The 15216-nt window shown below is 54.7% G+C and carries 13 protein-coding genes; 12 read left to right on the forward strand and 1 reads right to left on the reverse strand.

Going from position 1 to position 15216, the window contains the following annotated elements; translation table 11 throughout:
• The first annotated feature begins 32 nt into the window (after nt 1–32).
• The 12 genes from L9O85_RS01985 (at nt 33) to L9O85_RS02040 (ending at nt 10869) form a co-directional block, all read left to right on the forward strand.
• Complete coding sequence (locus L9O85_RS01985) at nt 33–1445, forward strand: L-fucose/L-arabinose isomerase family protein (protein ID WP_050622762.1); 1413 nt, start codon at nt 33–35, stop codon at nt 1443–1445.
• A 32-nt stretch (nt 1446–1477) separates the two neighbouring features.
• Nucleotides 1478–1798, forward strand: coding sequence for a (2Fe-2S)-binding protein (locus tag L9O85_RS01990; protein WP_050622761.1), 321 nt, complete (start codon nt 1478–1480; stop codon nt 1796–1798).
• A complete protein-coding gene (locus L9O85_RS01995; RefSeq protein ID WP_301579372.1) occupies nt 1795–3393 on the forward strand; it encodes an FAD-dependent oxidoreductase in 1599 nt (532 codons plus the stop codon). The genes L9O85_RS01990 and L9O85_RS01995 overlap by 4 nt, the downstream gene beginning before the upstream one ends.
• A 35-nt stretch (nt 3394–3428) precedes the next feature.
• Nucleotides 3429–3782, forward strand: a complete 354-nt coding sequence (locus L9O85_RS02000; protein ID WP_050622759.1) for a (2Fe-2S)-binding protein — start codon at nt 3429–3431, stop codon at nt 3780–3782.
• The gene (locus L9O85_RS02005; RefSeq protein ID WP_108980389.1) at nt 3775–4902 is read left to right on the forward strand and encodes an NAD(P)/FAD-dependent oxidoreductase; all 1128 of its coding nucleotides are present in this window, start codon (nt 3775–3777) and stop codon (nt 4900–4902) included. Before L9O85_RS02000 ends, L9O85_RS02005 begins: the two co-directional genes overlap by 8 nt.
• A gap of 89 nt (nt 4903–4991) precedes the next feature.
• Nucleotides 4992–6407: a sodium/glutamate symporter gene (locus tag L9O85_RS02010; RefSeq protein ID WP_050622757.1), complete on the forward strand. Its 1416-nt coding sequence runs from the start codon at nt 4992–4994 to the stop codon at nt 6405–6407.
• 128 nt (nt 6408–6535) lie between these two features.
• The gene (locus L9O85_RS02015) at nt 6536–7495 is read left to right on the forward strand and encodes a uroporphyrinogen decarboxylase family protein (protein ID WP_301579373.1); all 960 of its coding nucleotides are present in this window, start codon (nt 6536–6538) and stop codon (nt 7493–7495) included.
• An 85-nt stretch (nt 7496–7580) separates the two neighbouring features.
• Nucleotides 7581–8594: a dihydroxyacetone kinase subunit DhaK gene (locus tag L9O85_RS02020; RefSeq protein WP_301579374.1), complete on the forward strand. Its 1014-nt coding sequence runs from the start codon at nt 7581–7583 to the stop codon at nt 8592–8594.
• Between the two features lie 10 nt (nt 8595–8604).
• Nucleotides 8605–9249, forward strand: a complete 645-nt coding sequence (gene dhaL, locus L9O85_RS02025) for a dihydroxyacetone kinase subunit DhaL (RefSeq protein ID WP_301579375.1) — start codon at nt 8605–8607, stop codon at nt 9247–9249.
• A gap of 16 nt (nt 9250–9265) precedes the next feature.
• Nucleotides 9266–9706 carry an RpiB/LacA/LacB family sugar-phosphate isomerase gene (locus L9O85_RS02030; RefSeq protein ID WP_346015878.1) on the forward strand — a complete coding sequence of 147 codons (441 nt, stop codon included), beginning with the start codon at nt 9266–9268 and terminating at the stop codon, nt 9704–9706.
• A 395-nt stretch (nt 9707–10101) separates the two neighbouring features.
• Nucleotides 10102–10236: a hypothetical protein gene (locus L9O85_RS02035; protein WP_301579376.1), complete on the forward strand. Its 135-nt coding sequence runs from the start codon at nt 10102–10104 to the stop codon at nt 10234–10236.
• Nucleotides 10237–10446: 210 nt separating this feature from the next.
• Nucleotides 10447–10869 carry a hypothetical protein gene (locus L9O85_RS02040; protein ID WP_301579378.1) on the forward strand — a complete coding sequence of 141 codons (423 nt, stop codon included), beginning with the start codon at nt 10447–10449 and terminating at the stop codon, nt 10867–10869.
• Nucleotides 10870–10968: 99 nt separating this feature from the next.
• Here L9O85_RS02040 and L9O85_RS02045 read toward each other — a convergent pair whose 3' ends face one another.
• Nucleotides 10969–15000 (reverse strand): S-layer homology domain-containing protein, encoded by a 4032-nt coding sequence (locus L9O85_RS02045; RefSeq protein ID WP_301579379.1) that lies wholly within the window; start codon nt 14998–15000, stop codon nt 10969–10971.
• Between the last annotated feature and the right edge of the window lie 216 nt (nt 15001–15216).

A 15216-nucleotide genomic window follows, 5' to 3' on the forward strand; every position in this document is an offset into this window, starting at 1 on the left:
TTGAAATATAGAGGCGGACGGAGGTAATGGTTATGTTGAGAAAACCTATTGTCGGAATTATTGGATTCTCTGACGGTGACCCAGAGGTCCATGAGGAACTCAAGGATATTGTTCAAAAACAGGTGGATGTCATAGAGGAGGCGCTGCGCGGGAGCGGCCAGGTAGAGGTCATCGTAGCGGACAAACTTGTGGCCTCAGAGCGGGATGCCAAAGAACAGGCCGAGCTGCTGCGTAGCCGTGGTGTGGATATTACAGTATTCTCCTATGGCGTGTTCGCCTTCCCCAATTTTTCGGCCATTGCGGCCCGAAACGGGAAAGGCCCCTTTGTCCTTGCCGCAAATTTGAATCCCGATTGGCCCGGGATGGTCGCAATGCTTGCGGCCGGCGGTGCACTCAACCATCTTGGCATAAAGCATTATCGTGTGGCCGGAGACTTCCACGAACCCGCGGTCCTGAACAAGCTGCTGGCGTATGCCAGGTGCGGAGCCGTTGTGACCCAGCTCAACGGACAGAAATACGGACTGATCGGTGGACGGAGCCTTGGGATGTACAGCGCAGTGGTCAGTATGCAGGACTGGCAGAAACAATTCGGCGTCGATATTGAGCATTTGGATCAATCCGAAATTCTGCGCATTGGCGAGACGATCCCTCAGGAACAGGTGGATAAAGCCATGGCCTGGCTGGAAGAGCATGTGAAAAAAATTCATTATGACGGCCGGCAGCTTACGCCTGAAAAGCTCCAGCTTCAAATTCGGCATTATGAGGCCATAAAGCAGATCATACGAGAGCATCACTATGATTTTGTCGGGGTCAAATGTCACTATGAGATGAGCCGGCACTATTGCACTCAGTGTATCAGCGCTGCGTTCTGCAACGACCCTTACGATTGGGACGGCCCGAAGGAGCCGGTGGTATATGCCTGTGAGGCGGACTGTGACGCAGCCCTTACCATGCAGATCCTGAAGCTGCTGACCCACGATCCGGTCATTTTCATGGATGTGCGCCACTATGACGCAGACCATGATGTCATGGTTTTCTGCAACTGCGGCTCTCAGTCCACCTACTATGCAGGAGCCAGTGATGATTACAGGGAGAATCTCAAGCAAGTGTCCCTCTATCCGGCGCTTAACATATATGCCGGGGGCGGCTGCCATGTGAACTGCATGACCCATCCTGGAAAGGCCACAATCGCCCGTCTGAACCGCAAAGAAGGAAAATACCGCATGACCTTGATCCCCGCGGAATTCGTTACACTTCCGGAAGAAAAAATGGCCGAGACGACCATGGAGTGGCCCCATGTGTTTGCCAAGCTGCCCTTTGACCACAACATTTTCCTGGAGGACTTTGATGCCAATCACTGCCATGCCGTATATGGGGATCACATAGAAGATTTGAAAACGATCTGCAGTATGCTGAATATTGACTGCGAAGTCATGGGCGAGTGATCGGACCTGCTGAAATTGAGGAGGGAATTTTCATGAGAGTGACGGAACATCCAATTATTAATGAATTCCCAAAGGGACGGCTGGTGACCTTTGAGTACGACGGAAAGCCCATGGAGGGATATGAGGGAGAGCCCATTGCTATGGCGCTGAAATCCAACGGTGTAGAGATACATCGCTATACCACCAAGCTGCATAAGCCCCGCGGCCTGTACTGCTCCATCGGCCGATGCACCGATTGCGTCATGGTTGTGGACGGAGTTCCCAATGTCCGTACCTGCATGACTGCGCTGAAGGAAGGAATGAAAGTTCAGACTCAGTACGGCGTCTCCGCAAAAAAGGAGGAAGATGAATGAAGCGATATGATCTTGTGGTCATTGGCGCAGGTCCGGCCGGACTGTCCGCTGCCATTGAGGCGGCCTCAAAGGGACTGGACACCATCGTCTTTGATGAGAATGCCAGGCCCGGTGGTCAGCTGTTTAAGCAGATCCATAAATTCTTTGGATCAAAGGAGCATAAGGCCCGCATCCGCGGGGTCGACATCGGCGCTCAACTGGTAAAGCAGGCGGAGGAAGTGGGCGCGAAGGTCGTTCTGGACGCCGCAGTAATGGGAATTTTTCCCCATAAAGACATCTCCATTATGAAAGGAGACGAGGTCTACACCTGTAAGGCGGATAACATTATTATCGCCACGGGAGCATCCGAAAACACCTTGGCTTTCCCTGGCTGGACACTGCCGGGAGTCATGGGGGCTGGTTCCGCGCAGACACAGATGAACCTTCACGGAGTCATGCCTGGCAAGCGTGTGCTGATGATGGGGTCCGGAAATGTTGGACTGGTGGTGGGCCTGCAGCTGATGCAGGCGGGCTGTGAACTGGTTGCTGTGGTCGATGCGGCGCCTCGGGTCGGCGGATACGGCGTCCACGCGGCAAAATTAGCCCGCACCGGCGTCCCGTTCTACCTCGGACATACCATTCTCCGTGCCGAAGGAGAGGACCACGTCAGAAAAGCAGTGATCGCGCAGGTCGACAAGACGTGGAAGCCGGTCCCTGGAACAGAAAAGGAGTTTGATGTAGACACCATCTGTGTGGCGGTAGGCCTGTCTCCGATGTATCAGCTGGCCATGACAGCTGGATGCCGATTGTCAGATGACCCCAAAAAAGGCGGCGTTCATCCTGTAGTGAATCAATTTGGAGAGACCAGTGTTTCCGGCATTTTTGCCGCAGGAGATGTGACGGGTATCGAGGAGGCCAGCTCGGCCATGATTTCCGGGCGCATCGCCGGGGCTGCCGCTGCCCTACGGGCCGGCTACATCAGCCAGGAGGAGCACGACAGGCTTTACACATTATACCAATCCTCGCTGGATCAGCTGCGTCAGGGAATGTTTGCAGGGGCCAATAAGGGGAACCCCAAGATCACGGCGACTGACGAAGGGATCCCTCTGTCGGCCAGCCTGCTGGCTAAGGGGTATTTAGAGGAAGATGAGATCTCAAACTTCCCGGGCTGCGAGGCCGGGGGGAGCGGCTTCCATCCGGTCGTAGAGTGTACACAGAATATCCCGTGCAACCCATGCCAGGATGTTTGCCCCAAGCGTTGTATCACGGTGGGCGACCGGATCACGAACCTGCCTGTTGTGCATTCGGAAGTTGAATGTATCAATTGCGGCCTGTGTGTCAGTGCATGTCCCGGCCAAGCTATTTTCCTTGTAAACGAGGACTTGGAGCCAGGATACGGGGCCGTTTCGCTGCCTTACGAATTCCGCCCGCTGCCGGCAAAGGGAGAAAAGGGCACCGCATTGGACCGAAGCGGCAAGCCGGTCTGTCCGGCCGAGATAGTGGATGTGAAAATTACGGCTCCCTATGACCGCACCCCGATCTTGACGATGAAGGTGCCGGCCAACATGACAGGAAAGGCACGATTTTTTGCCAGGGAAAGCGGAAGCGCCAGATGATACCGGAAACGCATTTGAGGAGGGAAAATAATTCTATGAGTTCCATTTCTGATGAGACCTATCATCTGGGAGAATTTGAGCCTCGTCCCGATGATGATGTCGTTATTTGCCGCTGTGAAGAGATCACAAGAGGCGAAATTCGCCGGGCGGTCCACGCCGGCATGTACACGATGAATGAAGTCAAGCGTTTCCTTCGGGCCGGCATGGGGTTGTGCCAGGGACAGAGCTGCAACAAGACCGTTCGGGCCATCATTGCACAGGAACTGGGCATTTCTCCCACTGAAACGGATGTGATCACTGCCCGGTCGCCTGTGCGTCCGGTCCCCATGGGTGTCTATGGAAACGATACATTTTATCCAAAATTTCTGGGAGGTGGCAGAGATGAATAAGGCCAGTGATGTCATTGTCATTGGAGCCGGCGTCGTCGGATGCGCCGCCGCCTATTATCTGGCAAAGCGAGGGGTAAAGGTAACAGTTCTGGAGCGCAGGGAAGTTGCCTGCGGTGCATCCGGGCGCAATGGCAGCGGAGCCAGACAGTCCGGGCGTGATAACCGTGAGCTTCCTTTGGCCATGTTTGGGGTAAAACATATCTGGCCCACTCTGGGTGAAGAACTGGGAGAGGATATTGAGTATATCCAGAACGGCAATATGCGCCTTGGCAAAACAGAGAAGGATCGGGAGGCGCTGGAAGAGCTGGTGCGGCAGAACAGCTCCTTGGGGCTGGATGTAAGGATGGTCTACGGCCAGGATATCCGGGAGTTGATCCCTGATGTATCGCCGGAGGTCCAATATGCCACCTATTGTCCCACAGACGGTCATGCAAACCCGATGCGCACCACCCTTGCTCTGTATAAGCGGGCAAGGGAATTGGGCGCACAGTTTATCACCAATATCAAGGTCCTCAAGCTGGAAAAGGTGGCTGGAAGGATCCGCAGGGTACATACAGACGACGGGATCTATGAGGCAGACAGCGTCATCCTGTGTGCGGGATTTGGCTCCAGAAAGATCATGCGCACCGTGGGGCTGGATGTCCCTATGCTGCCTCAGCTGACCGAGGCGTTCGTCACAGAGCCCATTCCAGCCGTGACCGACAAGTTTATCTCCGCCGCGGATGGCTGCTTCTATGCCCAGCAGCAGCGCAACGGAACTTGGGTGATCGGCGGCGACAGCAACTACGAGATATATGACGCCACTTACCCGAGGGAGGTTACATTCTCCTTTTCAGCACCACGGATCGCACGCTTTTTCCTGGAATATATGCCCACTTTGAAGGGCGTGAAAGTAATCCGCTCCTGGAGCGGACAGCTGGATATGTGCTGGGACGGCTCCCCTGTCATTTCGCCGGTGGAAGAGGTCGAGGGCCTCTATGTGGGCTGTGCATTCACCGGACATGGCTTCGGGATCGGCCCTGCGGCGGGATATGTGCTGGCCCAGATGGCTGTGGGAGAGGCGCCTGCCGCCGATTTGTCCGGCCTGCGGTATGACCGCTTCCGGCTGCCCAGCCACTAGAGATTGAAAGTGCCGTATCTTCTCGGCCTGAAGTACACAGAAAAGGGATGGATCTATAAAAAATTATTGATCGAAAGGGAGGGACTACTGTGGATTTTTACTCAGTAATTATGGACTTCTTTTGGGTATCCGTTATTCTCTTCGTGGCAAAGATCATTCGCGAGCATGTTAAAATACTCCAGAACTTCTTTATCCCGGTCAGCCTGATCGCTGGTTTTATTGCCTGGGTAGTTGGACCTTATGGCCTGAAGATCGTTCCCCTGACCAGTCTGTGCGGGGACTATGCCGGTGCACTGATCACAGTCCTTTTTGCCACCATTGGCCTCCAGGGACTGGGGATCAAAAAGGGCGAAGGGAAAAAACGGGCCAAGGATATTGCCGGTTACTGTGTCTATCGCCAGATCAACTGGGCTGTACAGTTTTCCGTTCCCATGATCCTTTCCATACTCCTTCTCTCCCGTCTGCATACCGGCGGTGACCTGCATCCTGCATTTGGGTGGCTGATCCCCGTCTCCTTCCTTGGCGGTACCGGCCCAGCCATTGCGGCCGGCCAGGTGCTGGATAAGTATGGATTCTCTGATTTTACTGGACTGGGTATCACAGCGGCTGCCTACGGCATGCTTTTGGGGCTGATCGGCGGCATTATCATGACCAAGCTGGCGACAAAAAGGGGATATACATCTTATATCGAGAATACAGATACGATCAGCCGGGAGCTCCTTACCGGAATTATCCCCAAGGGCAAGCGCGGCTCCATTGGTGAGGAGACGATCGCCTCCATTACGTTGGAGCCCTTGGCGTGGCACTTGGCCCTTATTATGATCCCCACCGGGCTGGCGCATATCATTACGATTTACGGCAGCAAAGCGCTGGGGATCGAGCTCCCTGAATTTTCGATCGCATTTTTTGTGTCCTTGATTTTGTACTATGTTTTCCAGGCGACGAAGGTCAACGACTCGGTGGACCCAAAGGTGATCAACGGATTCGGCAATCTGATCTCTGACTATGTGGTGGTATTCAGCCTGGCGATGGTCCAGGTGGACGTCATCATCAAATATGCGGCCCCCTTCCTGCTGCTGATGCTGGCCTTTACTGTTTGGATGGTAGTGTGGTTCTGGTTCTGCGGCCCCCATCTGATCGGCAAGGATTGGTTTGAACGCGGATTGTTCAACTGGGGTTATGCCACGGGCACGTTTGCTACGGGCTTCTGTCTGCTGCGCGTAGTCGATCCGAATAACCGGAGCACCGCTCTGAGCGATACTGCGATCTTGACTCCCTTTGAACATGTGGTGGAAATTACCGCGCTTTCCTTGGGACCTGTACTGTTGTCGACCGGTGCGGAATGGTCTTACCTGGGCGTGGTTGTGGTTTACGGTCTCCTCTGGGTCGCTTCTATCTTTTTCCTGAAAGTGTGGAAGAGAAAGGTCTGCAAGGTCAGTCCCACAAATCCTATGTATTGTCCGTCGGAAGCACAGAAGGATTCACAACATAGCTCTTGTGTGTGATCCTTTGGCTGTGCCTGTCGGAAGCGCAGATATCCCGCTCCGGCAGGTACAGTCATTCCCAATCTCTATGCTGTTTCCGCAGGGACAGCTCACAAACGGTGCTGGTCTGATACAAGGAGGTAGAGAAAATGGACCGTAAGGAACGGACCCTTCGGGCATTGCAGGGTTTGCCGGTGGACCGTCCGCCTATGGTGTTCTGGCACCACTTTGTGGGGGCCGATATGGAAAAGGAAAACTTTGTGGATTCACATGTCCGTTTTTATCGGGAGACTGGCGAAGACTTTATAAAAATGATGTGTGATGGCTTTGTAGCTCTTCCCAACCTGAATGTCCAGCGCCCATGTGACTGGAGGCACATTGCGCTGCCGAGCATGGACGATCCGTTTGTACAGGATCAGCTTACCCATATCAAGCGGCTTCGGGAAGCAATTCAGGATGAAACGGCTGTTTTTTACAATGTTTTCAATCCGGTGTCCACACTGAGGAGTTCTACGAGCGATGAACTGGTCTATGACCATTTGGAACGGCGCGAGCCCGCCCTGTTTGAGGCGATAACCAGGGTGAACGAGTTCAAAATGGAGTTTATGCACCGGCTGATCTCAGACGCTGGTGTGACCGGCATGTTTCTGCCGATGCAGAATAATGATTTGAACGGCTTTACCGGAGCGTGCTATCATGAACTGCTCCGGCCCTATGACCTGTCACTGGTGCAGGAGGCAAATCGTCTCTCTCCGTATAACATCATTCATCTGTGCGGATATTGGGGAGTGCCCAATAGGCTGGAAAATTGGAAGGACTTTCCCTGTGCGGCAATGCATTGGGATGTCCATACCGATAAATTATCCCTGCAGGATGGACGCAAATATTTCACAAAGAAAAAGGCGGTCATGGGCGGTTTCAATAACAAAGAAGGCAGCCCGATCTATCTGGCAGATCGTAAGGCCGTTATAGAGCACACAAAGGAGATCGTCCGGGAGGCGGGGGCCGACGGATTGATCGTAGCCGCGGACTGCTCATTGCTGGAAACCGTGGATCATGCCCGTGTCCGCTGGGTGCAAGAGGCGCTTGATTCTATGGTGAAGATGTAATCTGCTGCGATTTTTGCCGCGGGGCAATGACTGTGCACGGGGACAGACTTCCTGCTGATGATTGAACACAAGGGGAGGATAAATTATGCAACGAATCATGAACAATCCGGACGATATTGTTGATGAAATGCTTGCCGGCTTCGTAAAATGCCATAGTGATATCGTAAAAATGGTCAAAACCGGAGAAGAAAATCCAAGAGGCGTTGTAGCTGCAGTGGATGCGCCCATCGCGGATAAGGTTGGGATCGTTACGGGGGGCGGCTCTGGGCATAAACCGGCCTTTATCGGTTATGTCGGAAAAAATATGTGTGATGCTGCTGCGGTGGGGGAGATATGTTCCTCCCCGGCAGCGCTGGCTTTCCTGGAGGCTTTCCGCGCCGCTGACGGCGGCCGGGGTATCGCCTGCCTGTACGGAAACTACTCCGGCGACAACATGAATGTAAAAATGGCGGTCAAGATGGCCAAACGTGAAGGGCTGACCGTAAAGACTGTGGTCGCAAACGATGATGTGGCATCTGCGCCAAAAGATCAGCGGGAAAAGCGCCGTGGCGTTGCGGGCGAGATTTTTATGTGGAAATGCGCAGGAGCTAAGGCGGCAAAGGGCGGTACATTAGATGAGGTCATCTCCGCGGCACAGAAGGCGATCGACCACTGCAGAAGCGTTGGGATCGGCCTGACCCCATGTACTCTTCCCGCAGTGGGGCATCCGAATTTCGAGATCAAAGAGGGCACCATGGAGGTCGGGATCGGGCACCATGGGGAACCGGGCATTGAAGTTTGTCCGATCGAAAGCGCGAAGCAGATGGCCAAGCGCATGCTCGACATCGTGCTGCCTGATTATCCCTTCCAGAGTGGGGACGAGGTTGCCGTACTGGTGTCCGGCTTAGGGGCTACACCTTTAATGGAGGTCTATGTCCTCTATCATGAGATCGAATCCATCCTGGAGGAGAAGGGGATTCGGATCTATCGCCATTATGCTGGGAATTTCTTTACCTCACTGGACATGATGGGAGCTACGGTGACTGTTATGAAGCTGGATGAGGAGCTGAAAGAATTGATGGATATGGATGCCTGGACGATGGGTTTCAAACAGAATTGAGGGAACAGAAATGTCGGTGGTAAAAAACAAAAACGGTCGTGGTATTTTATTGGCAATGGTCCACGCTATACAGCAAAACAAGCAGCTGCTGGGAGATGTGGACGGACTAATCGGCGACGGCGACCACGGCATGAACATGAACAAGGGATTTACCTTGTACGAAGAACAGCTGGGGGATCAAGACACTTCGCTTTCAGACGGACTGTTCGATCTGGGATCTGTTCTGCTGAATAAAATCGGCGGGTCCATGGGGCCGATATACGGCACCATTTTCATGGAAATGTCCTCTGTCATAGAAGATGTTGAGGATATTACGCTGGAAACATTCAGTGAAATGCTCCGCTCCGGCCTGGATGGGCTTTATGAGATTGTTGACGCCCGTCCCGGTGACAAGACTCTCGTCGATACGCTTTATCCTGTCTGCCAATATGTCCGTGAAGCAGCAAATGCCCAAACGGATTTTTCTGCAGCATTGGAGGAGATGAAGCAGGTCGCGGAGCAGGGAAAGCAGTCTACGAAAGACCTGACGGCGAAGTATGGGAGGGCGGCACGGCTGGGAGAGCGTTCCCGCGGTGTGCTGGACGCCGGAGCCACCTCCTGCTGCATTCTCCTGCAGGCCATGGCAGACGGAATGAAGTCCGTACTGGAGAACTGACATACAGGAAAGGAATATGGCGATGCTGAAAATTGCGGTTGGCTGTGACCCAAATGCGGCGTCTGCGAAAGCCGCCCTGATGCAATACTTGGGGCAAAAAGGATTTTTGCTTACTGACTTTGGGAGCGATGATCCGATTTATGCAAATGTTGCAATAAAAGTTGCCGAAGCTGTTTCCAGAAAAGAGTATGACCGCGGAATTCTGATTTGTGGTACGGGGCTTGGTGTGTCTATTGCGGCAAATAAAGTAAAAGGCGCCTATGCCGCGCTGATCACCGACGTGTACTCCGCCGAGCGTGCCAGGAAGAGCAACAACGCAAATATTGCCTGCTTTGGTGCCTTTACCATTGGAATCCGGCTGATGGAAAGACTGGCCGAGACCTTTCTCTCCTCCGAGTTTACTCCCGGGTGCGCATCTCAGCCAAAGATAGATCAAATTGCCGCCTATGAGCGGTGATGAAACAGGCTTAGCCTCCTGCCTCTCATAAGGTCATGAGCTTTGATGATAAGTCTCTCATTGCAGCCTGTGGGCAGATGTGGGAAGCCGCTTCGGAGATTAGTCCAGAAATTTTCCGCTGAGTTTTGTACAGAGGCCTGCCGGGATCGGTCTGGCACTGCGCATTAAAGAAATACCGGCTGCCCTGAGCTTTACCAGGACAGCCGGTATTTTTATATTTGGTACAAGAGATGCTTGGAGGAAAGCCGGAGATGAGCTCTCGTTTACTTACAGTCTGGTACTTTGCGTATGATGCAGACTGCATGATGAGGTCTTGAGGTATAATAAGTCTTCAGTAAAAACCATCTCGAAAAGCATTGGGCGTCTGTCCAACCAGTGCTGGGACATCCGGATCGGTGATCAAGCACATCGGCGCTGAGATCGGTGACATCCACGCACCCAGGGATATCATCATCTATCTGGCCTTTTACAGCCATCTCGGCGTCCCCTTCTTCACCGCCATGGAACAGGAGTCCGCCCTGCACGGGTGAAATGGGAGCCGCAGAGAGAAGGAGGAGGCGCGGCGCCGCCATCGGGCCGCCTCTCTCAATACCGGGGCTTCCGCACAGGCGGGGCAGAAATGAGCACAGTTCCGCTTCACTTCCATAATTTGTATTGAAACGTCTCACAAAACAGATTTTCCCTCCGGTTTTGAGCGGGTCCGGATCTGCCGGGCCCAGTCAGGACAGGAGGGATTTTTTATGGCAAGCGGACAGACTCAGTATTATGGGCTCTCCCAGTGGGAGGCCGCGGACAAGGTGGAGCGGGTGGACTTCAACTCCGACAACGCCAAGATCGACGGGGCGCTCCACCAGCTGGCGCAGTGCAACTGTCGGATGTATTTTATGTCCTACACAGGAACGGGAGGAGATGGGCAATCGCTTGTTTTTCCTCAAAAGCCCTTGCTGGTCATTGGAATGGGAGGCGTAGTCACCTGGTGGTGCGGGGTCCAGGGGGTCCCGTTTCTCTATTTGCGGCAAAGCGGCAGTGCCTCAGGGATGCCCGCGGCCGTCTGGGAGGGCAACACCCTTTCCTGGTCCCGTTTTGCTGACAGCGATTCCTTATCTGGAAATGAGCTGGGGAAAAATTATACGGTCATAGCTTTCCTGGAAGTCGGCTCGTGATGCCTTTTTAAATCAAAGCAGGAGGAGAAAGAAGCTGCTCCCCGGGCATACGCCCGGGGAGCAGCCAAATCAAGAGAAATTTTGCGGGAATAGGGATGTTTAGACCAGCTTCAGAGAAACGGTCACGTCAGTCGCAGAAGCGCTGACAGTCAAGGTGACCGGCACCGTCTGCTCACCCATCGAATTGAAAACGGGAGCGCTAGGAGACACAGCAGAGGTAGCACTGTTCTCATCGGTCAGGGTGAAGGAACCCTGAGCAATGCTATTGGTCACAATGGTGACCTCTACATTGCCGCCGGTCTTGGAAACGAACTTCTCAGCGGTCGCAGAACCATCAATGGTATTGATCAGGTTCCCGGCATCGCCGTCCTTCTCAACCGTCACCTTGATAAAGCCCTTGGTGATGGTGACATCGGCACCAGCGGTCACAGTGTACTCGTTGGCGTAAACATCGTAGGTCTTAGTGCCATTCCGGTCGATCTGATAGTAGGTACTACCGCCATCAGTGGTGACACTTACTTTCTCGCCGATCTTCTTATAGTTAGAATCAACCTTGATCAGACCGGTCTGGACGGCGGTATCCTTGGTAGACAGAGTAATGGTTTTAGAGCTGGCATAGGAAGCCTCGGGGCTCGCCCCGACCTTATACCAGTTGCCCTCCTCAGGCACAGTGTAGGTGTCGTTATCCACATACACATCAGTGGCAGTGCCAGCAGCATTGGTCACAGTGACCTTGCGGCCCTGAGTGCTGACAATGGCGCCGTCGGTCAGGTCGCCAACAGTGGCGGCGGAAGACAGAGCGTAGTCATCAGCGGCATCGGCCTTCTGAATGAGGTAGTGGTTGGTGTCCGCGGCGGAGAGCGTTTCGGCTACATTCTTGGTGACCTCTGCACCGTTCAGGGTAAAGGTGCGGGCCTCATAGAAGTTGTTAGCGGTATCCCAGGTCGCCTGAGCGTCCCAGCCGTAGCTGTCCTTGCCGGTAAAGACGTAGTTGACGCCCTGCTTGGTGACAGTGATGTCGCCCTTCCAGCCAGCGGTCATCTTCAGGAAGGTCTTGACATTCTCAACGGCCTCGTCGGGGCCGGGCTTGTTGGTAACGCCATTCTTCCAGGTCACGGTGATGTTGCCGGCGGGGTCCATGGAGACATCGCCCTTGCCCACGACCTGAGCCTTGGTGGTCACGTCGATGGTCAGATCCTTGGTGCCCACCTTGACGGAGTACACGTCGTTGGTGTCAGCGGTCAGGACCTCGTCGCCCAGCTTGACGGAGACCAGCTCATAGGTGGTGGTGCCCACAGTCTTGGGAGTGATCTTGAACTTCAGGGTCTGGTTGTCATTGATGCCCACGGTGCCGTCGCCGTTATCCTGAGCGTTGGTGCTCTGGACGGCCAGGGTGTAGGTGCCGCCGGCATAGTTCGTGAAGGTGACGGTATTGTCATAGACAGCCTTCTCCGTCTTCACAATGTAGACCAGATCGGCAATGCGGCCGCTGTCGGAGGTGTTGGCCACATAGACCACGGTGTTGTAGTCATCGATGATGTTGCCATTCTTATCCTTGGCCACATTCATATCCTTCAGGGAGCCCAGAGAGACCACGGGGTCCTTCAGGCTGCCGTTGTCCTTGCGGTCATAGGTGGCCACAACGATCACGGTATCCTTGTCGGTGATGTACTGCTTGGGAGCGGAAGTGCCCAGGGAGAAGGAGTTGCCGCCCACAGAGACTACATTTTCAAAGCTGGTGATCTTGGTGATATCAGTCACAAAGCCCTTGCCGTCGGTCTTGTTCACGCGGTACAGGCCCAGCCCCACCTCGTCGCCGTTCTGATCCTTATGACCGGCGGGGGTGAAGTTCATGGTCTGCTTCTCGCCGTCCACATAGACATCATGGGTCTTGTAGTTCTCATTGCGGCTGTGGGTCTCGAAGGAGCCAGTAGCGGAGTAGAAGTAAACGTCGTTGCTGTTGCTGGCCTCGCCCTCATAGATGAAGATGACCTCAGCAACGCCGTCGGTGGACCGGGTATCGATGGCCCAGAAGCTCACCTTTCCGCCGTCAACAGTGCTGTCAGCGATGTAGTCGGGAACGTTCTCAAAGCCGGTGTAGACCTGATTCTCATCCACGTCCACGAACTTGGTGTCCTTGTCCACAATGTAGGTCGTGCCATTGGCGGTGATGTAAGCGGCGCCGCTCTTGATGACGGTGTTCTTCGCGTTCACCTGAGCCGCAGTCTCGCCGGGGGTGCCAGCGGCATAGTTCACAGTCACGTCAACAGACACATCGCGGTAATTCTTGTAGTAGTCCTTAGCGGGAGTGCCGGGGCGGCCAGTGTCGCTCATGCTGGGCCACACAGGACGCAGGGTGTAGACGCCGTCGCTCTCAGTGTAAGCGTAGGCACGGCCAACCAGGCCGGGATTGCTACTAGCGTCATAGTCGTTCTTCACATTGTCAACATCGATCTTGCTGCCGTCGATGAACTCGTCGTCGATCTTGACCTGCTTCTCGGTGCCGTCAGTGAAGATCACCTTGGCGTCGATGGAGTTCAGGTAGCTGGCAGCGGACTCCACGTAGAGGTAATTCTCATAGTAGTTGTCCAGAGCCAGGAAGCCCAGCACATAGCCGTTGGGATCCAGGTACAGGCGGTAGTTCACGTCCAGAGTGGGGTGCTCCATGTTGATGTCATCCAGGTCGGAGGCGGTGTACTTGGAGTAGGTGTACTTGTTGCCGTCATCCAGCTTGGCATACTGACCATCCTTGTTGCCCTCGGCCTCGGACAGCTTGCTGACGTAGGACACAGAGCCCTCGGCGGTGGCAGGAGCGTCGATGGAGGCCACGAAGGAGTCGCCATCATCGTCCACGTCCACGGTGATGACCACATAGTCATCCACGGCGAAGCCGTTGGCGGCGATGGTCCGCTCGTCGATGGGGCTGGTCTTGGTGGCGTTGCTGAGCACACGGACCGTGTTCTCGCCGTCCTTGACCTTGGTGACCTCGGCCATGTAGTAGTTGATCATGACCACGGTGACGGTCTCGTTCACATCATCCACATAGATCTCGGTGGTAGCGCCCTTGGCGGTGTAGGTGTAGTCGGTGTCCTTGTCGTTGGCGGGAGCCAGATCGTCGCCGGCCTGCTCAGCGCCGTCCACATAGATGTTCCAGGCGTAGTCATCCACCACGCTCTTGCCAACGGCCTTGTAGATCACGTTCTCCTTGGTGTTGGCGGTGTAGGTGAAGTCGGGGGTGTCGGCCACGGTGATGATCTCATCGTCGGAGGTCATCTTCACCCGCTCGGGGATCAGGGAGCCGTCCTCGTTCAGCACGCCTTCCTTGTTGCCCTCGCCGGAGGGAGAACCGTCCATCCGATAGGAGCCGATGCCCCAGGTGGTGCCGGGACGGCCGTAATCGGTGTTCTCGTTGGTCTTGTAGACCAGGTCGAAGTTCTTGTAGCCCAGGGTATCGGTGTAGTAGTAGGTCAGGGAGTACAGGATACCCTTGTTCTCGTTGTAGTACACACCCAGCAGCTCATTGTACTGGACGGGCACAGCCTTGGTCAGGGCGTTGAACACCAGCTCAGCCACGTTGTCGCGGGTCAGCCCGGCCTCAGCGGTAAGCTTCAGGTCGCCGTACAGGCCCAGAGCGGTGCCCTTGGCAGTGGCGGCCAGCATCCAGTTGTCGCCGAAGTCAGCGGCGTTCTGGAAGTAGCCCAGGGCGCGGCACAGCATCAGCACGGCCTGCGCGGTGGTCACGGTGGCGTTGGGGTCAAACTTGCCGTCGCCCACGCCGGCCACGATGCCCAGGCTGGAGCACAGGTTCACATAGCCCTCCGCCCATGCGGGGACGTCGGTGAACACATTGGTCTCCGCGAACTGGTTGACGTTCACACCGGCGCCATACAGCATGGTGCAGATGATGACCGCCATCTCGGCGCGGGTGACTACGTTCTCGGGGCCGAAGGACCCGTCCTCGTAGCCTTCGAACATGCCGATGGCAGAGGTGACCGCCACGGCATCCTGATTGACGATCTCGGCCTTGTCGGTGAAATCGTCGATACCCTTAGCGCTGGAACCCACGACCATCATGCCCAGGAGCATAACGGAAGCCAGAGCCAGGCTGAGAGCACGCTTCAGGTTTCTCATTGGATATTCCTCCTTTTTATATTGACAAAAGTCGCTGTTTTCTGACAAACCGGGCCTTTTCCAGAACATTTCGGCCCACTATGCCTGTACAACACTTCTGACACAGGAGGAATTGGTTATAAAAAGGGGAAGATCAGGGGAAAAATCTCTGGGATCACGCCTAAAAAGTTTCCCTGGTAGACATTTGGTAGACACATGAAAACAGAAGGGGCGGCG

It is taken from the genome of Lawsonibacter asaccharolyticus, assembly GCF_022453915.1.
Taxonomy (GTDB): domain Bacteria; phylum Bacillota; class Clostridia; order Oscillospirales; family Oscillospiraceae; genus Lawsonibacter; species Lawsonibacter asaccharolyticus.